We start from the raw sequence: 19,711 nt of genomic DNA on the forward strand, positions 1-19,711 counted from the left end.
TCCGAACTTCTTCTGTTCCCAAATACCTCGGAGCGCGAGGCAGAGCCTCGCAAAAGACTTACTTATTCAAAGCGTCTAGAATGCGGGCCCAGGAACGGATGCCCTTGTGGAAGCTTTTGACGTCATACTTTTCGTTGGGCGAGTGGATGGCGTCATCGTCATTGGCGTAACCCACCAGCATGGAATCCAGCCCAAGCACGGTGTTGAAGTAACCGACAACGGGGATAGAGCCGCCCATGCCGGTAAACACCGCCTCGCGGCCCCATTCGTCAGATAGCGCACCGCGCGCTGCTTCGAATTCAGGCCGGTTCAGATTCATGACCGAGGCTGGCGATCCTTCTAGGTCGTTGTCCCATACGACTTTGGCATCTGGTGACAGGTGATCTTCCACATGTTTGCGGATTTTGTCACGCAGCGCGTCCGGGTCCATGTCACCCACAAGGCGACAGGTTATCTTGCAATGCGCCTCGGATGGGATAACCGTTTTCGACCCTGCACCGTTGTAGCCACCCCAGAGCCCGTTCACCTCGAGCGTTGGCCGGGCCCATTGCTGTTCAAGTGTGGAATAGCCCTTTTCCCCATGCGGCTGGCTGTAGCCGACCGAATTCAGATACTCGGCTTCGTCAAACCCGCAATTTTGCCATTGGCGCAACTGCTCGGCAGGCACTTCGTGGACGCCTTCGTAGAAGCCTTCCACGGCAACGCGGCCGGTTTCATCGTCGTAGAATGAATCCACAATTTTCGAAAGCTCACGCAGAGGGTTCAGGCCTGGGCCGCCATAGTGGCCTGAATGCAAGTCGATGCGCGGCCCGACGATGGTGAACTCATCCTTGAGCATACCGCGCAACTGCGAAGCAATCGACGGCACCCCCCGCGACACCATCGACGTATCGCAGACCAGCGCCAGATCGGCCCGCAATTCGTCTTTGTTGGCCTCCAGAAACGGCACCAGAGAGGGTGAACCGGATTCCTCTTCACCCTCGAAGAAAAACGTGATGCGGCAAGGCAGGGTGCCGTGAACCGCTTTCCAGGCGCGGCAGGCCTCGACAAATGTCATCAACTGGCCCTTGTCGTCCGAGGACCCGCGCCCGCGAATGACCTGCCCATGCTCGGTATCCTCGATTGCCGGATCAAACGGATCACGATTCCACAGGTTCAGCGGATCGACAGGCTGCACGTCGTAGTGGCCATAGAACAAAACATGGGGTCCGTCTTGGCCTTCGCCCACATGGCCCACAACCATCGGATGGCCTGGTGTTTCGCGTTTTTCGGCCTGAATACCAATGCTTTGCAAATCCCCGACCAACCAATCGGCGGCCTGATCAACCTGTTCCTTGTAGGCAGGATCGGTTGAGATCGACGGGATGCGCAGCAGCTCCATCAAACGGTCGATCGCGCTTTGCAGGTCATCATCAATCCGACTGAGCACAGGGTCTAAAGACATGAAGGATTCCTTTGTGGTAGACTGTGTTGGCCGAAACCTATCAGCGTTGTCGCCAAGGTCCAGTCGGCGGAGTTAGTAAACTGAGTATTGTATTGGAACTTATTTGAAACATCGACTTTCGCCTGCGTCGTTTCCTCGCGCCAGATATCCGCAACTTTACTTGTCGGGGCGGGAACAAGGCTGTATTTGATGCAAATCAAAGTTGGGTTTACCCGTTGGCGATAGGCCGAATAACAGGTGAATGCATACGCGTCTTAAACAGTGAAAGCTGTGACGCTGGAAAGAATAGCCCGGTTCCCAGACCGTTTGCCGGGCGGCCAAGGAGGGTCCTTTGGACTATACTGCTCAGCTCGATACAGCGATTGCCAGGCTGCATGACGAAGGACGTTACCGGACTTTCATCGACATCGAACGTCGCAAGGGGCACTTCCCCCATGCGGTGCGGACGCGTCCGGATGGGTCAACGCAGGATATCACTGTTTGGTGTGGCAATGACTATCTCGGCATGGGGCAGAATGCGGTGGTTTTGGATGCTATGCACGAAGCCGTCGATGCTGCTGGCGCAGGTTCAGGTGGCACCCGCAATATCTCGGGCACCACCGTATATCACAAGCGGCTTGAAGCCGAGCTTGCCGATCTGCATGGCAAAGAAGCGGCGCTGCTGTTCACCAGTGCCTATATTGCAAATGACGCAACACTCAGCACTTTGCCAAAGCTATTCCCGGGCCTCATTATTTATTCCGACGCGCTGAACCATGCCTCGATGATCGAAGGCGTACGCCGCAACGGTGGGTCTAAGCGCATCTTCCGCCACAATGATGTGGAACATCTGCGTGAGTTGCTGGAAGCCGACGATCCCAAAGCACCCAAACTGATCGCGTTTGAATCGGTCTATTCGATGGATGGAGATTTTGGACCCATCGAACAGATTTGCGATCTGGCCGATGAATTCGGTGCGCTCACTTACATTGATGAGGTGCATGCGGTTGGCATGTATGGCCCACGTGGCGGTGGCGTGACCGAGCGGGATCGTCTGGCCCATCGCATCGACATTATCAACGGCACGCTGGCCAAGGCCTATGGCGTGATGGGCGGCTATATCGCCGCCAGCGAAAAGATGTGTGATGCGGTGCGCTCTTATGCACCGGGTTTCATCTTTACCACGTCACTACCGCCTGCAGTTGCCGCGGGGGCTGCTGCCTCGGTGGCCTATCTGAAAACGGCGCCCGAGCTGCGCGAGCAGCATCAGACCCAGGCCAAGATCCTCAAACTGCGTCTAAAGGGGATGGGGCTGCCGCTGATTGATCATGGCAGCCATATTGTGCCCGTGATCGTGGGCAACCCGGTCCATACGAAAATTCTGAGCGACCGGTTGCTGGATGACTATGGCATTTATGTGCAACCGATCAACTTCCCGACCGTTCCGCGCGGGACCGAGCGGTTGCGGTTTACGCCGTCTCCGGTGCATGGACCGGGCGAAATGAACCGCTTGGTTCAGGCGATGGACGAACTTTGGTCACATTGTGCGCTAAATCGCGCCGAACTTGCCGGATAACCTTACGCTAAAGTGTGCAACTTATTTGCCACGTGTTAAGCTTACGCTAACAAAAGAAGCGGACGAATCGTCTATGGGGGACGATTCGGCGTTAGCGCAAAACGCGTGACAGGCAGAATGGGGCGGCAGGCATGATTGGGCGCAGATCACAGCGCGAATCTGAAGAAGGCTTGGAGTTCAGACCAAAGGGTTTTGACGACTACGAAGTGCGTCTGGGTGACCAGATGCGCGGTGAGCGCGCCACCATGGGCAAGTCGCTTCTAGATGTGCAGCGAGAGCTGCGGATCAAGGCCAACTACATCGCTGCCATCGAAAACGCCGATCCTGACGCGTTTGATACACCCGGCTTCATCGCCGGGTATGTGCGTTCCTACGCTCGCTATCTTGGCATGAACCCGGATGAGACTTTTGCCAGCTTCTGCGAAGAAAGCGGTTTTGAAGTCGCGCATGGGATGTCGGCTGAGGCCTCAGTTGTACGCAAGCCTTCAGGTGATGTGCTGTCGCGCGGTCCGATGGGACGCGACCCGTTCATTTCGCCAAACACCCCATATATTCCGGGCAAGGAATCTCTGGTCAGCCAGATTGAACCGCGCGCGATTGGCTCGTCTTTGGTGCTGTTGGCTGTGATTGCCGGCATCGGCTATGGCGGCTGGTCTGTTTTGAACAAGATTCAACAGGTCCAGGTCAGCCCGGTTGAACAGGCACCGGTCGTTCTGTCAGATCTGGATCCTCTGGATGCGGCCCGGACCAATACAGCCGAGATTGAAACGGCGGCGGCCAACACCGAAGCGCTGGACCGTTTGTATCGCCCACAGGCTTTGGATGTCCCTGTTCTGGTTGCGCGCGATGCGCCTATATCAACGCTCGACCCGCGTGATGTGGGAACCTTCCGTCCACCGGAATTGCCCGAAGTTGTCGTGGCAGACATTCATACCGTTGAACGCCCAAGCTTGCCGCAGGTTGTTGAACAGATCGACACAACTCTGAAAATCGTGGCCGTTGATCCAGCTTGGATGCGCGTTACGGCGGCCGATGGCAGCGTGATCTTCGAAGGCACGCTGGGCACAGTCGAACAGGGAAACGTGTTCGAGGTTCCATTGACCGAAGAACCGCCGCAACTGCGGGCCGGGGCGTCTGGTTCGGTGTATTTCTCGATGGATGGCCAGCATTTTGGCCCGGCAGGTGCCCCCGGAACAGTTGCCAAGGGTGTGGTTCTGTCCAAGGATGCCGTGTCAGAAGCCTATGCCGTGGCCGATCTTGAGGCGGAACAGAACAGCGCCCTTAAGCAGTTGGTCGCTGAGCTGCAGACAGACGTCACAGAAAAGCCCTCTGAGTGATCTAGCCATTGCGGTACCCCTGTTGGCGGACTATCTAAAGACGCAACTCAGGCAGATGCGGACCGATCCCCATGTCCCTCAATCATGTACGCCCCTGGCGGAACATCTATCGTCGTAAATCTCGTCAGATCATGGTGGGGAACGTGCCGGTTGGCGGCGATGCCCCGATTGCGGTTCAAACCATGACCAACACGTTGACCACGGATGTGGCGGCGACGGTGGCGCAGGTTCAGGCGGCGGCTGAGGCAGGGGCCGATATCGTGCGCGTATCGGTACCGGATGAGGCATCATCAAAAGCTCTGAAAGAGATCGTACGCGAAAGCCCTGTGCCGATTGTGGCCGACATCCACTTTCACTACCGTCGCGGGATCGAGGCAGCAGAGGCAGGTGCCGCCTGCCTGCGGATCAACCCGGGCAATATCGGCAATGAAGAGCGCGTCAAAGAGGTCATTCAGGCCGCGCGCGACCACGAATGTTCCATCCGGATCGGCGTGAATGCGGGTAGTCTGGAAAAGCACCTGCTTGAGAAATATGCCGAACCCTGCCCCGAGGCGATGGTCGAAAGCGGGTTGGAGCATATCCGCATTCTGCAAGACAATGACTTTCATAATTTCAAGATCAGCGTAAAGGCCAGCGACGTGTTCCTGTCGGCGGCGGCTTATCAGGGCATTGCCGAGGCCACCGACGCGCCGATCCATCTGGGCATCACCGAGGCCGGAGGGCTGGTCAGCGGCACCATCAAATCCGCCATTGGTCTGGGCAACCTGCTTTGGATGGGGATCGGCGACACAATCCGCGTCAGCCTGTCTGCCGATCCGGTGGAAGAGGTCAAGGTGGGCTACGAGATTCTGAAATCTCTGGGCCTGCGCCATCGCGGCGTGAACATCATCTCGTGCCCGTCCTGCGCGCGGCAGGGGTTTGACGTGATCAAGACGGTTGAAGCGCTGGAACAGCGGCTGGAACATATCAAGACGCCGATGTCCCTGTCGATCATCGGCTGCGTCGTTAACGGCCCAGGCGAGGCGCTGATGACCGATGTGGGCTTTACCGGCGGTGGGGCCGGGTCCGGTATGGTGTATCTGGCGGGCAAGGCCAGCCACAAGATGTCGAACGACCAGATGATCGATCACATCGTGGAAGAGGTCGAAAAGAAAGCGGCGGAACTGGACGCCGCGGCTGAGGCAGCAGAGTAACACCACACTAAACCTACTTGGGGAGGCTCGGCATGTATCTCAAGGCAATCGAACAAGGCGGTGTCGCCGTTGTCACCGGAGCTGCCAGCGGCGTAGGTCGCGTCGCGGCGAACCGGTTTGCGCAGGCGGGACTGAGCGTTGTTCTTGCCGACCTTGACGGTCTTGCTTTGGAAGAGGCAATTGAAGAGGTTCGGGCTCAAGCAAAAGGCGGTGCTGAAGTCTTTGGCGTTCCTACCGATGTCACTAAACAGGAAGATATCTATGCGTTGGCAGACAAGGCATTCGCAGCAGGGCCTGTCGCCGTTCTTATGAACAATGCTGGGATCAGTCTGCCGACCAATACTTGGTCCGAATGGGAGAATTGGCAAAAAATATTAGACGTCAATTTGCTCGGTGTTCTCCGCGGCGTTCAAGCGTTTGTACCACGCATGATAAAGGCAGATCGCCCTGCTGTGGTGATCAATACAGGTTCCAAACAGGGCATCACTACACCGCCTGGTAATCCGGGTTACAACGTCAGCAAAGCAGCGGTGCGCGTACTCAGTGAACAATTGGCCCATGAACTGCGGCAGGCGGAGGCTCCAATCTCGGTTCACCTGTTCGTTCCCGGCTTCACCTACACTGGTATGACTGCTTCGTTCTTTCCCGAGAAGCCTGCAGCTGCTTGGACGAGCGAACAGACAGTTGACCATTTCGTTGATCGCATGTCGAAGGGTGAGTTCTATATTCTTTGTCCTGACAATGACGTGGATAGCACGCGCGACAACCGACGGATCGAGTGGAATGCAGTTGATCTGATAGAAAATCGGCCTCCGCTTTCTCGCTGGCATCCGGACTATGAAGCGAAGTTTGCCATTTTTGAGAAGACCGGCAAATAGACCAAAAAAGGCCGCAAATGCGGCCTTTTTCGTGTCTGATGATCACGCCCGAGGTTTAGCCCCGATCCGCGCGTACCCCGTCCGCAATCTGCTGCATCTGATCCGCAGGCAGGAAGCCGCGCAGCATCTCGGTGCCCAGAACAAAAGACGGTGTGCCCGAGATCTGCATCCGTTGCGCCAGCGCGCGAGTGCGGGTAATCTCATCGGTGACCTGCTCGCTTTCCATCGCGGCGATGATGGCGTCGCTGTCAAGGCCCAGACCGTCCGAGATGCGGCGCAGGGTGACTTCGCTGGGTTCTCCGGTGAACTCCAGCAGGGCGTCATGCACCTGCTTATACGCATCATCCCCGGCCACATGTTTGGTGGCCACTGCAAAGCGCGACGATAGTACCGAGGCATCGCCAAGGATCGGGAATTCCTTGATCACCAAACGGATGTTTCCGTCGGCTTCCAGCAATTGCGCGACCTCAGGAACCGCGCGGCGGCAATAGCCACAGCGATAGTCCATGAATTCGACTAGGGTGATATCGCCATCCGGGTTGCCGCCGACCCAGCTGTAGCCGTCATCGAACAGCTCATCCACGTTTGCGGCGACCAGATCCTTGTCTGCGGCGGCTTCGGCCGCGGCGTTGCGCTGTTCCAGAATATTGATCGCTTCCAGAATAACCTCGGGGTTTTCCAGAAGGTATTCGCGCACCTGCGCACCAAATTCGGCGCGTTCCGCATCGCTCATGGCGTTCAGGTCCAGTGCTTGTACTGGGCCTGCAATCAGGGAAAGCCCCAGAAGGGCGGGGGCTGCATGTCTGAGGATCATTTCCGTTTCCTTTTTGAGTTCTTCTTTGCGCGTTCCGACGCAATCAACACATCCTGTGCCCTTTGCCAACCCGGAGATCCTTCGGGCAATTGCCCGACTGCGCGCCTTGCGTGGATCCCTGCATCTGCCAGCCGGCCTTGTAGGGCATATCGTTCAGCGGTGACGGCCGAGGCCATCCCATTGTTGCCGACCTGTGCGTAGGCCAGTCCCAAATCCCGCATCAGGCGGGCATTGCGAAAATCGCGGGCGCGTGCCTTCTCAAGCACGTGCAGGGCGTCTTTGGTTTTGCCTTGCGCCAAAAGGGAACGCCCATAGCCTGCCAGGATCAACGAGTCATTCGGTGCCATTTCAACCGCTTGACCATATGCTTGAACTGCCTCAGCCAGTTGTCTGTTTTCCAACAGGATTTGACCTTTGAGCTCATAGTAGAACGGATCGTCCGGGCGGATGGCCAGCGCCTCGTCAATCGCGGCGCGCGCACTGGCCAGATTGCGGTTTTGGTGGTGGGCCGAGGCTTCTCGCATCATGCGGATGTCGCGATCGGTCTCTTCTTTGGCGCGGCGCAGGGTCCAGGATGGGGTGCGCAAAAAGGCCGACAGCTTGCCTTTGACACGCGCAAACCAGTAGTCGGCATTTGCGTTGGGCTGGGCCCTGTCGCCGAATTCCTCCAGAAACGCCTCGGCGGCGCGCAGGCGTTCGCGGCTGGTGGGATGCGACCGCATATAGGGGTCCTGATTTACCGTGCTCAGCAGTTCCTGCCCAGCGAATTTGCGGTGAAGCGTGACCATCCCGCTGGGAGAGATACCGGCCCATCGCAAGTAGCTGGCTGCGCTGCGGTCGGCGGAGGCCTCTTCGGCCCGTGTATGCCCCAGAAAGCTACGCAGCGCAGAGCCCTGTACACCCGCGGCAATCCCGGCGGCGGCTTCTCCGCCGCCCGCCGCAGCTGCGATCAGCGCCAATGCGGTGCCAAGGCCTGCATTGCGGTTCGCCGCACGCAGATTCTCTGAACGCCGCGCCAGATGCCCGTTGGCGATATGCGCGGCTTCGTGTGCGATCACCGCCTGCAGCATTTCGGGGCTGTCGACGCCCAGGATCAGGCCATAGTTCAAGTAGATCGCGTTATAGTCGATCACAAAGGCGTTAAACGTGCTGTCATTGACCACCAGGATTCGAACCCGGTTGGTGTTCAGCCCGGCTGCGCGGAGCACGGGAAAGGCCAGTTCTCGCAGGCCGTATTCGATATCGGGGTCGCGGATCAGGCTTTGCGCATGGCTCTGCACCGCCGCCGTCAGCCACAGGACAGCCGCCAGTATCAGGGCTGGGATTGACGCCAGCCGGGATACGCGTTCAAAAGCCATGGCTGCAACATGGGAGATGGGCATGAGAAACTCAACCCGATCCGGGGTCGATCCTTTTATTGTGATGGACGTGATGGAGGCCGCGCGTCGGGCGGAAGAGGCCGGACGTCACATCATTCATATGGAAGTCGGCCAGCCCGGAACCGGCGCTCCGAAAGGCGCGACCGAGGCTTTGGCCCACGCGATGCAGCAGGGCCCGTTGGGCTATACGGTGGCTTTGGGCCTGCCCGCACTGCGCCAGCGGATCGCGCAGATGTATGGCGAATGGTACAATGTCGATCTGAACCCCGAACGGGTGCTGATCACACCCGGCTCCTCGGGCGGGTTTCTGCTGGCTTTCACGGCGCTGTTCGACAGCGGCGACCGTGTGGGTATCGGCGCGCCGGGCTATCCGTCTTACCGACAGATTCTGAAAGCGCTGGGCTTGGTTCCCGTTGATCTGCCAACCGCGCCCGAGAACCGATTGCAGCCTGTGCCATCCGATTTCGCAGGGCTGGACCTGCAGGGTCTGATGGTGGCGTCACCCGCCAATCCGACCGGTACCATGTTGAATCGCGCAGCCATGGGCGCGCTGATCGATGCAGCGCGCCGGCAGGGCGCATCCTTCATCAGCGATGAAATCTACCACGGGCTGGAATATGAGGCCAAAGCCGTCACCGCATTGGAACTGACGGATGAGTGCTATGTGATCAACTCATTTTCCAAGTATTTCTCGATGACCGGCTGGCGGGTCGGTTGGATGGTGGTGCCCGAGGATCAGGTGCGCGTGGTCGAACGCATTGCCCAGAACATGTTCATCTGCGCCCCCCATGCCAGTCAGGTGGCAGCCTTGGCTGCGATGGAATGCGAGGATGAGCTACAAGCCAATCTGGATGTCTATCGCCGGAACCGGGCTTTGATGCTGGACGGTCTGCCCAGCGCTGGCTTCACCAATATCGCCCCGCCTGATGGGGCGTTTTACGTCTACGCCGATGTCTCGGATCTGACCGATGACAGTCGCGCCTTTGCGGCTGAGATTCTGGATAAAGCGGGCGTTGCAGTCACGCCGGGGCTGGATTTCGACCCAGTGCGTGGACACACGACCCTGCGGTTCTCTTACGCGCGCGCCACGGCCGATATCGAAGAGGGATTGAAGCGACTGCGGGCTTTCATGTCGGAACGTCACGGGCTGGATCAGCGCGCCTGACCCGTTCACAAAAGTTGCGGATTGGTATAGGCTGCCCGCCAAACGATCTCGGGATAACTTGAGGCCATGAGCAGGATTTTCTATTGTATCGCGCTGATCTGGGCGCTGTCTTGTGCTGCTGTCGCGCAGGATTTCAGCGCCCTTGCACGCATTCAGCCGGATCAAAGCCGCATTGTCGACACGGGACGCACCGGTGTGCAGGTCGATCTTGGCCTTAGCCAGGGGGTGCCGTACCGCATCTTCACTCTGCGCGATCCCTACCGGATGGTGATGGATTTCCAAGAGGTCGACTGGAGTGGCCTGAGCAGTTCAGACTTCCTGCAATCCGAGCTGATCAGCGGCGTTCGGTTTGGCGCTTATGTTCCTGGCTGGTCTCGATTGGTGCTGGAACTTGGTGCACCGATGGCCGTGGACACCGCCGAGATGCAGATCGATCCGAATGCTGGCACGGCCTTGCTGACGCTCAACCTCAAGGGCGTTGATTTCGACGTGTTCAACGCCTCGGCAGGTGAGCCCAAGAATCCGGGTTGGGATCTTCCCGAACCTTCGCTGACCGGTCAGGCGACTCCTCGCAAGTCAGATGGACCATTACGCGTGATGCTGGACCCCGGACATGGCGGTATCGATCCGGGGGCCGAGGTTGGGGGGATCACCGAGAAAAACATGATGCTGACCTTTGCGCGCGAACTACGGGAAATGCTGTTGCGTTCAGGCGGGTATGAGGTGGTGATGACCCGCGTTGACGATCAGTTTGTTTCGCTGGAACGTCGCATCGCGCTGGCCCATCGGGCGGGCGCAGATGTGTTCATCTCGCTGCATGCGGATTCGCTGTCCGAGGGGCAGGCGCATGGCGCGGCAGTTTATACCCTGTCGGATGAGGCCTCGGACGTGGCCAGTGCAAAGCTGGCCGAACGTCACGATCGCGCGGATTTGCTGGCGGGCGTCGATCTGAAAGGTGCGGATGATGAGGTCACGGACGTCCTGCTGGATCTGGCTCGGCAAGAGACAGAACCCCGCACAGACGCGCTGGCGCAAGCTCTGGTCAACGGTATGGCGCAGCAGGGGGGGCCGATGAATCGCAAGCCCTTGCGCACCGCGTCCTTTTCAGTGCTGAAGGCCGCAGATATACCTTCGGTTCTTGTGGAATTGGGGTTTTTGTCGAGCCCCCGAGACCTGGAAAACATCAAGAACCCCGATTGGCGCGCCAAGATGGCCTTTGGGATTTATCAGGGGCTTGAGGACTGGAACCAGCAGGATGTGATCAGGCGGTCCCTGATTGGACAGTGACCTAACGCCTCAAAACGGCTAGAATGCGCCTGTGGTTTTGACCCTTGGGCGGTGCGCCCCTATATAGGCGGCAGCGCGAAAAAAAGGCAGTAACGTGATCCGGTTTGTTCTTTCGATTTTCGGGGCGATTTTCAGCCTCGTGACTTTGGGTATTTTTATGGCGGCGCTGGTGGTTGGTGCCGTGTTCTGGATGTATGGCCGCGACCTGCCCAGCCATGAATCATTGGCCCAATACAAGCCCCCGACGATCAGCCGGATTTATTCCGGCAAAGGCCAGCTGATCGACGAGTTCGCGCAGGAACGTCGTCTGTTCACCCCGTCAGAGGAGATCCCGGATCTGGTGAAGCAGGCCTTTATCTCCGCCGAGGACAAGAATTTCTACAGCCATCAGGGCTATGACCCGCGCGGGATCATAGCAGCGGGTGTTGAGGCGGTGCGGTCAAAGGGTGAAACCGTGCGCGGGGCCTCGACCATTACGCAGCAGGTGATGAAGAACTTCCTGTTGTCGGGCGACCGTCGGGCCGAGCGCAAGATCAAAGAGATCATCCTCGCCACCCGGCTTGAGGATACATTGGACAAGGAGCAAATCCTCGAACTTTATATGAACGAGATTTTCCTGGGTCAGAACTCCTATGGCGTGACGGCGGCGGCGCAGACCTATTTCAACAAGACCTTACAGGAACTGGCCCCACATGAGGCCGCGACATTGGCCTCGATGCCCAAGGCGCCGTCTGACTATCACCCGGTTCGGCAAAAAGAACGCCTGCTTGCACGCCGCAACTATGTGCTGCGTGAGATGAACCAGAACGGCTATATTGATCAGGCCACCTATGAGGCCGAGGTTGAGATGCCGCTGCGGTCGGTGCAGAACGGCGATTTCGAAAGCTTCCGCACCGCGCTGCCACCGCGCGACTATTTCACCGATGAAATCCGCCGTCAGTTGAGCGAAGATTTCGGTGAGGGCGAGTTCTTTACCGGCGGTTTCACCGTCCGTGCTTCGGTTGATGAGGAAATGCAGGTCGAGGCCGCCAAGGCCCTGCGCACCGCATTGCAGAAATACGACCTGTCCCGTGGCAAATGGCGCGGAACCGGTGAGGTGATCGCCGAAGATGCGCTGGCGGATGAGGCGCAGTGGCGCGAGGCGCTTTCGCTGATGGAAATCCCCCGCGACGTGGTGCTGCCGACCAAATGGTATCCGGCTGTGGTGCTGGACGTGGCCGAGCAGCAATTGACCGTCGGGATCGAGGATGGTCCGTCCGACGGCATCATCCCGCGTTCTGACATCAAGTGGATGCAGGGCAATTTCTTCGACAATTTCAAACGCGGTGACGTGATCCTTGTGATGGCCGGGGAAGAGGGGCAGTGGTCCGCCCGTCAGGTGCCCGAAGTGCAAGGCGGCTTTGTTGCGATGGATGTAAACTCGGGCCGCGTTCTGGCGATGCAGGGCGGGTTCTCGTATCAGGACACGGTGTTTAACCGCGCGACGCAAGCGCAGCGTCAGCCGGGGTCTTCATTCAAACCCTTTGTTTATGCGGCTGCGCTGGACAGCGGCTATAGCCCGGCAACCATCGTTGTGGACGCGCCGATTGAGGTGAACACGCCGCAGGGTCTGTGGCGGCCCAAGAACTCGTCCAACAAGTTCTATGGCCCGACGCCGCTGCGCACCGGGATCGAACAATCCCGAAATCTGATGACCATCCGTCTGGCGCAAGAGGTGACGATGCCCGTTGTTGCGGGTTACGCAGAACGATTCGGCGTCTATGACCGCATGGGCGCTTTCCTTGCCAGCTCGCTTGGGTCCGAAGAGACGACGCTCTACAAGATGGTCGCGGCTTACGCGATGTTCGCAAATGGAGGTGAACGGGTAGAGCCCACGCTGGTCGATCGTATTCAGGACCGGTTCGGCAAGACGATCTATCGCCATGATGATCGGCAATGTCTGGATTGTAACTCCAGCTGGCTGGAGCCGGATGAATCGCCCACGATTGAGACCAACCGCTCGCAGGTGATGGATGCGATTACGGCGTATCAGTTGACCTCAATGATGAAGGGCGTTGTCGACCGGGGTACGGCCTCGCGCTTTGTGAACCTTCCGGTGCCGACCGCGGGTAAGACCGGAACGACCAACGACTCGAAAGACGCCTGGTTCATCGGCTTTACCTCGAACATCGTGGCGGGCTGCTATATCGGCTATGACCGTCCGCGCCCGATGGGCCGGGGGGCCTATGGTGGCACCATGTGCGGCCCGGTGTTCCAGAGCTTCATGGAAAAAGCGGTTGAGAAATATGGCGGGGGCCCGTTCGACGTGCCGCCCGGTGGTCACTTTATCAAGATTGACCGGTTCAGCGGCGCGCGTCTGCCCGCAGAGGCGACTGGCGATTATGTCGTGGCTGAATACTTCCGCGATGGTGTCGATGGCTTTATCGACCGGATTTATGATGGCGGCTTTGCCATCGGATCAGATTTGCCGCTGTTCGAAGAGGTTCAGCGCGCAGGTGTACAGGTGCAAACTTCAACAGGTGAAACGGTCACCGTCGGCCCAAAAGCCTCGCAAGGCGATTTGAGCACGGGCGGTCTTTACTGATTTGCTGCGTTAAGCAGCAAGCGCAACAAATCGGCCTCTTTGTCTTGTGCAAGGGGGCCGTTTGCCCTCCAGTAGATCGACAACGCGCATTTGGCGGCGGCCCATTGGGCCAGGCGCTTTCGGTCAACGCCGAGAGTATCTGCATAGAGTGAAAGGCATTTGTTCATGTGATCCGGTTGGCGCACGAGCTCTGGCATACCCTTGGGATGCCGGATTGTGTTGGCCAATTCAAAGGCAAGATCGCCCAGATAGCCTTTGGCGTCGATGACACGCGGACCCGCGCTGCTGAGGATGACATTGTCGGGGTGCAGATCGCCGTGCAGCGGGGTCATCGCTGTCTGACTGTCCAATAGGCTTCGCGCCAACCCAATGGCCTGTTGCATATCCCGAAACAGATCGGTCGGGCAGGAGGGGGCGAACTGGCATTCAAGCAAGGGGCCGAACACCTCGGTCAGTGGGCGCAACCCCGAAATCTGCAAGGTGGGCTTGGCGTGCAGGCGTTTGGCCGTCTCTGCCAGGGTGATCAGGGCCCGATCATACTCTCCCCGCCGCGCGATGTCCCCGAGCGTGGGGCCTTCGAGCCACTCCATCAGGATCGCGGTTTCGGTTTCTTTCAGAATCCTGACGGCACCCCGGTCTTGCCAGGCACTCAGGATTTTGGTTCCCGGCGCTTCGTTGCCGCGATCCGGGCGGTGATAGAGCTTCAGGGCGGCTGCTATACCTTCGACATCCAGAACCTTCCAAACACGGGCCGCGCCGGTTTCAGCAACCTGCGCAATCAAGGTCAGCTGCCATTGATCCAGAATCTCTTGTGGTGGGTCCTGCATTCCCGATGCGCCTGTCTTGTGGTGGCCTCCACCTCTTGCTATCACGCAGGCCTGATTGAGCAAGTTGGGACAACACCATGCGCGCCGAAACCCAAAATATCGTGGCGGAAATCGAAAAGTCGCTGGAGCTGTTGGCGCAGCGTATGGACTATGAAACCGCGCCTCACCGGCTTGAGGAGTTCAATGCGCGGGTCGAAGACCCCAACCTGTGGGACAGCCCTGAAAACGCGCAGAAACTGATGCGCGAGCGGCAGATGCTGGTCGACGCCATTGAGACATACGAATCCATCAAAACTGACCTTAGCGACAATATTGAGCTGATCGAACTTGGCGAGATGGAAGAGGATGACGAGGTTGTTCAGGACGCCGAAGAAGCCATCGCCAAGCTGGGCTCGAAGGCTGCCAAGAAAGAGCTTGAAGCGCTGTTGGATGGCGAGGCTGACGGCAACGACACTTTTCTTGAGATCAATTCAGGTGCGGGTGGCACGGAAAGCTGCGACTGGGCCTCGATGCTGGCGCGCATGTATGTGCGCTGGGCAGAGAAAAAGGGCTATACCGTCGAGCTGCAATCGGAGACGGCGGGTGAAGAGGCTGGAATTAAGTCTGCGGCGTATAAAATCACCGGTCATAATGCTTATGGTTGGCTGAAATCGGAAAGCGGCGTGCACCGACTGGTGCGAATTTCTCCGTTCGATTCGGCGGCAAAACGGCATACGTCTTTCAGTTCGGTCTGGGTCTATCCGGTCGTGGATGACAATATCGAGATTGAGGTGAACCCGTCGGATATTCGGATCGATACTTACCGATCATCCGGTGCGGGTGGTCAGCACGTGAACACCACGGACTCGGCAGTGCGGATCACGCACATCCCGACCGGAATTGTTGTGACCTCGTCCGAGAAATCCCAGCACCAGAACCGCGATATCGCCATGAAGGCGCTGAAATCGCGGCTTTATCAGCAAGAGCTGGATCGCCGGAACGCCGACATCAACGCCGCGCATGAGGCGAAAGGTGATGCGGGCTGGGGCAATCAGATCCGATCTTACGTGTTGCAGCCCTATCAGATGGTGAAAGACCTGCGGACAAACCATGAGACCTCGGACACCAAAGGGGTGTTGGACGGGGATCTGGATGGGTTCATGGCGGCGACGCTGGCGTTGAACGTGGCGGGCAAGAGCCGGTCCGAGGCGCAAGGCGAGTAAGTCGGCAGGGGGCTCTGCCCCCGCCGCGGCAGGCCGCGGCTCCCCCGGGATATTTTTTGGCCAGATGAAGTGGATCCGGTGTGCGTGTCCGCGGGCCGAAAAGATGTATTGAAACAGTGGGTTTTAATGATCTGGTGGCCCGGCTAGGCTGGATGTGACATTCACGACCCCTGCCGCTGGAGCCTAAATGGACATCACAGAATATTCTGCGCGGATGCTGATCGCGGACTTATCGGAGCGGCGGGTATCTGCGGAAGGCGTGATGCGCGCGACGCTGGAGCGGATCGGGCAGGTCAACGGCGTGGTAAACGCCATCGTGGCGATACGGAATGAAGAGGCGCTGTTGGCCGAGGCCCGTGCGATGGATACCGGGCCAATACGCGGGGCACTACATGGGGTGCCAGTGGCTGTAAAGGATCTAGTGAATGTGGCGGGTGTAGTCTCATCTCAGGGGTCACCTCTGTTTGATGGGTTTGTGCCCGAAACAGATGATCTGATCGCGGCGCGGATGCGGGCGGCAGGCGCGATCCTGATTGGCAAGACCAACACGCCCGAGTTTGGGTTGGGATCACATACGTTCAATCCGGTCTACGGGGCGACGCGCAATCCATACGACGCCGCACGGACCTGCGGTGGGTCTTCGGGCGGGGCGGCGGTGGCCTTGGCGACCGGGATGGTGACTCTGGCCGATGGATCGGACATGATGGGCAGCTTGCGCAACCCGGCCGCCTGGAACAACGTCTACGGGTTTCGGCCCAGTTGGGGCCTTGTGCCTTCAGACCCGGTTGGGGACAGCTTTCTGCACCAGTTGTCGACGCTTGGACCAATGGCGCGCAGCCCCGAGGATATTGGCCTGTTGCTGGATGTGATCGCGGGGTCTGATCCGCGATTGCCCTTGAACGCGCCCCATAGGTCTGTGTCGCCGGTTGAGCCCCTGGATTTGACGGGGATGCGTATTGGCTGGCTGGCGGATTGGGGAGGCGCCTTTCCGATGGACGCGGGGGTCCTGGACCTTTGCGAAACGGCTTTGGGTGTGTTCGGGCAGTTGGGGGCCCATATCGAGCGTATACCGCCGCCTTTTGATGCGGAAGCCATGTGGGACAGTTGGATCACGTTGCGATCTTGGTCTGTTGCGTCGGGTCTGGAGCCGTTGTCCCAGAACCGCGATGCCCTAAAAGACAGCGCGCAGTGGGAGCTGGATCGAGGTCTGGCACTGTCGGCGTTGCAAGTGCATCAGGCGAGCGTGGTACGGTCCGATTGGTTCCGAAAGGCAGTCGAGGTTTTTGACCACTACGATGCCCTGATCCTGCCGGCGGCGCAGGTCTGGCCTTTTGATGTCAACCTGCCATATCCGACCGAAATCTCTGGGCGGGCCATGGATACGTATCACCGCTGGATGCATGTGACCGTGCCCGTCAGCCTGATCGGTCTGCCCTGCCTGGCGGTTCCAGCTGGTTTTGGGGCGCAAGGATTGCCGATGGGGCTGCAACTGTTCGGGCCGCGTGGGTCGGATGCCCGCCTGTTGTCCATTGGCGCGGCCTATCATGCGGCAACAGAGTGGCCCCAAAGGCGGCCCGCCTTGCAGTAACGCCTCATGGCGAGGAGGAGTTGAGATGGATAGACCCTTTGGTGTACCGAACCTGCGCCCGGTGAACCGCGTGATGATACGGCAGGCACTGCATCAGGCCTGGGCTGATCTGCGCCGCGCGCCGGTGTTCGGTCTGATCTTCGCGGGGGTTTATGTTCTGGCCGGTTGGGCCATGGCCTGGATCACCGTGCAAACTGGTACAAGTTTCTGGCTGGTTCTGGCCGCGATCGGCTTTCCGCTGATCGGGCCGTTTGCGGCTGTCGGCCTCTACGAGGTCTCTCGTCGGTTAGAACAGGGGGAACCCCTTGATATGCCTGCCGTGTTTGGCGTGGTGCTGCAGCAAAGCCGCCGCCAATTGCCCTCGATCTGCGCCATCATCGTTGTGGTGTTTTTGTTCTGGTTCTTTTTGGGCCACATGATATTTGCCCTGTTCATGGGGCTCTCGACGATGACGAACATATCCAGTTCGTTGGAGGTTTTTCTGACCCCCAACGGGTTGATGATGTTGGCTGTCGGCACGGCTGTTGGTGCGGTTTTTGCAACGCTGCTTTACATGATTTCGGTTCTGTCGATCCCGATGCTGCTGGATCGAGAGCTCGATTTTGTCACCGCCATGATCGCCAGCTTTACATATGTCTCACAAAATAAAGTCGTGATGCTGGCTTGGGGGCTGTTTATCGCGGTTTTGACCTTTGTTGCGATGCTTCCCTGGTTTTTGGGCCTGTTGATCGTGCTGCCTTTGTTGGGCCATGCAAGCTGGCATTTGTACCGAGGGATTTGCAGTGACGACGCACCAGATTGATCGATCTGGCATAAGCGCCGTTTCGCGAGTGTTAGACTGATGGTCCACCGGTTTTTGCAGATCGTCGCGCGGCTTGGAACACGGTTTCGGCGTTCTGTTTGAGATGGCGCAGAACAACCGGCTTTGGCTGATGCGGTTCAGAGGGTTTAATAACCGTTCCGCGCCAAATTTCGGCATCCTGATTCAGCAAGTATATCTTACTGTTATGGCCACCGCGTTGTGAGGTCAGAATGTAGACATGATCGCCAGTGGTCGCTGCAATTCCTTGAATTTCACGCGCTTGAGGTGATGTGCCGGGCATGTGGGCTCGGGGGGTATAACCCCGTATCAAGGTGCATTGAGGTCGCCGTTTGGCGTAAAGCAATGTCACTTGTGGTGCCGAGGGCTGGCTTTCGGCGACCGCGTAGAAACCGGATGTAAAGTTCTTTGGTCCTCGAACTTCAGACCCGGACCCTAGAAACTGTGTCAGAATTGAACTTGCAGGATGTTCTGTCACAGCGGGAATTTCACCTAAGGGGCTTAGGACAATCCTTGCATCAACATCAAAAAACCGACAAATCCGATCCAAAACATCCGGGCGCGGGAAGCTCTCGCCTGCGAGGTAGCGATTGAACTGCGTCCGATTGATGCCGAGCTTCCGGCACAAGGCCGAGACAGATGGGTAGTCGCGCGCAAGGTGCCTTAGGTTCGAGCCGAACATAGCCCGAAGCTCAGCAGGGCTGCGAATGTCATCGGCCATGTTTTTCCCCGGCGCTTTATTGCTTCACGTGTTAAAAGTTCAGGCTTACGGATCACCGCAGGCACTGAGAAATCACAAAAATCACCAAAACAACGCATCCCCAAATCGCGTTGCGGGCCGAAGCTAACGCGCCGTAAGCCAAAAGCAATAGGCTTTATCTTAATTTGTTTGAGGTTTTTCTCAGGAGAAGGGGCGTTATGGTAAAAATAACGCACATAAAGCCACTCGATTGCCAGCATCTGTGGAAATCGACCAATTTCAGATCGACCCCGCCCGAAGTTTTCGGAGGCAGGGTCGGGGCTTAAGAAAAATCAATCGCCACGCAGCAGGGCGGCAACACCGGTGCGGGCAATTTCAATCAGTCCCAGCGGGCGCATCAGATCGGCAAAGGCGTCGATCTTGTCGGGTGCGCCGGTGATCTCAAAAATGAATGAATTCAGCGTGCTGTCGACCACATTGGCGCGGAAGATATCGGCAAGACGCAGCGCCTCGACCCGTTTGTCACCTTCTCCGACCACTTTAATGATCGCGAGTTCGCGCTCGACCGAGGGGCCCTCAACCGTCAGATCATGAACATCATGAACCGGCACGATCCGGCCCAGCTGTGTCTTGATCTGTTCGATCACCTGCGGGGTGCCGGTGGTGACGATTGTGATGCGGCTGAGGTGGCCGGTGTGGTCGACCTCGGCCACGGTCAGGCTTTCGATGTTGTATCCACGGCCCGAAAACAAGCCGATCACGCGGGCCAGTACGCCCGGCTCGTTCTCGACCAGAACCGCGATTGTGTGCCGTTCCTGCACGTCCGAAAATGTGGGCCGTAGGTTATAGGCCGAATGGCGGGTAGAGCCTTTTTTGATATGTAGGGCAGACATTTATGTCCCTTTCATCACCTTGCGAAAACCGGGCGTCGGGCGCCC

The 19,711-nt window shown here is 58.3% G+C and carries 17 protein-coding genes; 10 read left to right on the top strand and 7 right to left on the bottom strand.

The features are described 5' to 3' along the window. Window positions 1-58 precede the first annotated feature (58 nt). A complete protein-coding gene (locus ACR0DH_RS02280; RefSeq protein ID WP_480546851.1) occupies window positions 59-1,444 on the bottom strand; it encodes a dipeptidase in 1,386 nt (461 codons plus the stop codon). Between the two features lie 331 nt (window positions 1,445-1,775). Between ACR0DH_RS02280 and hemA the strand changes: the two genes are divergently transcribed. From hemA to ACR0DH_RS02300, 4 genes are all read left to right on the top strand, one after another. Then, on the top strand, window positions 1,776-2,999 hold the full coding sequence (hemA, locus tag ACR0DH_RS02285) for a 5-aminolevulinate synthase (protein ID WP_170531660.1): 1,224 nt from the start codon (window positions 1,776-1,778) through the stop codon (window positions 2,997-2,999). Window positions 3,000-3,130: 131 nt separating this feature from the next. Beyond that, the gene (locus ACR0DH_RS02290; RefSeq protein ID WP_480546853.1) at window positions 3,131-4,336 is read left to right on the top strand and encodes a helix-turn-helix domain-containing protein; all 1,206 of its coding nucleotides are present in this window, start codon (window positions 3,131-3,133) and stop codon (window positions 4,334-4,336) included. 71 nt (window positions 4,337-4,407) lie between these two features. Beyond that, entirely contained in the window at window positions 4,408-5,529 is a 1,122-nt protein-coding gene (gene ispG, locus ACR0DH_RS02295) for a flavodoxin-dependent (E)-4-hydroxy-3-methylbut-2-enyl-diphosphate synthase (protein WP_480546855.1), read from the top strand. A gap of 32 nt (window positions 5,530-5,561) precedes the next feature. Next, on the top strand, window positions 5,562-6,407 hold the full coding sequence (locus ACR0DH_RS02300; RefSeq protein ID WP_480546857.1) for an SDR family NAD(P)-dependent oxidoreductase: 846 nt from the start codon (window positions 5,562-5,564) through the stop codon (window positions 6,405-6,407). 55 nt (window positions 6,408-6,462) lie between these two features. Here ACR0DH_RS02300 and ACR0DH_RS02305 read toward each other — a convergent pair whose 3' ends face one another. Both ACR0DH_RS02305 and ACR0DH_RS02310 read right to left on the bottom strand, forming a co-directional pair. Beyond that, complete coding sequence (locus tag ACR0DH_RS02305; protein ID WP_480542505.1) at window positions 6,463-7,221, bottom strand: DsbA family protein; 759 nt, start codon at window positions 7,219-7,221, stop codon at window positions 6,463-6,465. After that, window positions 7,218-8,603, bottom strand: coding sequence for a M48 family metalloprotease (locus tag ACR0DH_RS02310; RefSeq protein ID WP_480546859.1), 1,386 nt, complete (start codon window positions 8,601-8,603; stop codon window positions 7,218-7,220). The genes ACR0DH_RS02305 and ACR0DH_RS02310 overlap by 4 nt, the downstream gene beginning before the upstream one ends. On the opposite strand from ACR0DH_RS02310, the gene ACR0DH_RS02315 reads away from it, so the two are divergent. From ACR0DH_RS02315 to ACR0DH_RS02325, 3 genes are all read left to right on the top strand, one after another. Beyond that, window positions 8,602-9,765, top strand: a complete 1,164-nt coding sequence (locus tag ACR0DH_RS02315) for a pyridoxal phosphate-dependent aminotransferase (RefSeq protein WP_480546861.1) — start codon at window positions 8,602-8,604, stop codon at window positions 9,763-9,765. The genes ACR0DH_RS02310 and ACR0DH_RS02315 overlap by 2 nt on opposite strands. A gap of 66 nt (window positions 9,766-9,831) precedes the next feature. Further along, entirely contained in the window at window positions 9,832-11,052 is a 1,221-nt protein-coding gene (locus tag ACR0DH_RS02320; protein WP_480546863.1) for an N-acetylmuramoyl-L-alanine amidase, read from the top strand. Between the two features lie 94 nt (window positions 11,053-11,146). Next, window positions 11,147-13,636: a penicillin-binding protein 1A gene (locus ACR0DH_RS02325; protein ID WP_480546865.1), complete on the top strand. Its 2,490-nt coding sequence runs from the start codon at window positions 11,147-11,149 to the stop codon at window positions 13,634-13,636. Here the strand turns inward: ACR0DH_RS02325 and ACR0DH_RS02330 are convergent. Next, window positions 13,630-14,463, bottom strand: a complete 834-nt coding sequence (locus tag ACR0DH_RS02330) for an aminoglycoside phosphotransferase family protein (RefSeq protein WP_480546867.1) — start codon at window positions 14,461-14,463, stop codon at window positions 13,630-13,632. The two genes, ACR0DH_RS02325 and ACR0DH_RS02330, sit on opposite strands and share 7 nt — an antisense overlap. Window positions 14,464-14,540: 77 nt before the next feature. On the opposite strand from ACR0DH_RS02330, the gene prfB reads away from it, so the two are divergent. The 3 genes from prfB (at window position 14,541) to ACR0DH_RS02345 (ending at window position 18,055) form a co-directional block, all read left to right on the top strand. Beyond that, window positions 14,541-15,665, top strand: coding sequence for a peptide chain release factor 2 (prfB, locus tag ACR0DH_RS02335; protein ID WP_480546869.1), 1,125 nt, complete (start codon window positions 14,541-14,543; stop codon window positions 15,663-15,665). Window positions 15,666-15,852: 187 nt separating this feature from the next. Beyond that, complete coding sequence (locus tag ACR0DH_RS02340) at window positions 15,853-17,253, top strand: amidase (protein ID WP_480546871.1); 1,401 nt, start codon at window positions 15,853-15,855, stop codon at window positions 17,251-17,253. Between the two features lie 25 nt (window positions 17,254-17,278). Continuing rightward, window positions 17,279-18,055 (top strand): DUF2189 domain-containing protein, encoded by a 777-nt coding sequence (locus ACR0DH_RS02345; protein WP_480546873.1) that lies wholly within the window; start codon window positions 17,279-17,281, stop codon window positions 18,053-18,055. Window positions 18,056-18,086: 31 nt separating this feature from the next. Here the strand turns inward: ACR0DH_RS02345 and ACR0DH_RS02350 are convergent, their stop codons facing one another. The 3 genes from ACR0DH_RS02350 to ilvN form a co-directional block, all read right to left on the bottom strand. Further along, entirely contained in the window at window positions 18,087-18,794 is a 708-nt protein-coding gene (locus ACR0DH_RS02350; RefSeq protein WP_480546875.1) for a helix-turn-helix domain-containing protein, read from the bottom strand. Then, entirely contained in the window at window positions 18,737-19,033 is a 297-nt protein-coding gene (locus ACR0DH_RS02355) for a hypothetical protein (protein WP_480542524.1), read from the bottom strand. The genes ACR0DH_RS02350 and ACR0DH_RS02355 overlap by 58 nt, the downstream gene beginning before the upstream one ends. A gap of 72 nt (window positions 19,034-19,105) precedes the next feature. After that, window positions 19,106-19,666 carry an acetolactate synthase small subunit gene (gene ilvN / locus ACR0DH_RS02360; RefSeq protein ID WP_170530541.1) on the bottom strand — a complete coding sequence of 187 codons (561 nt, stop codon included), beginning with the start codon at window positions 19,664-19,666 and terminating at the stop codon, window positions 19,106-19,108. Between the last annotated feature and the right edge of the window lie 45 nt (window positions 19,667-19,711).

Source organism: Ruegeria sp. I1 (assembly GCF_056532675.1).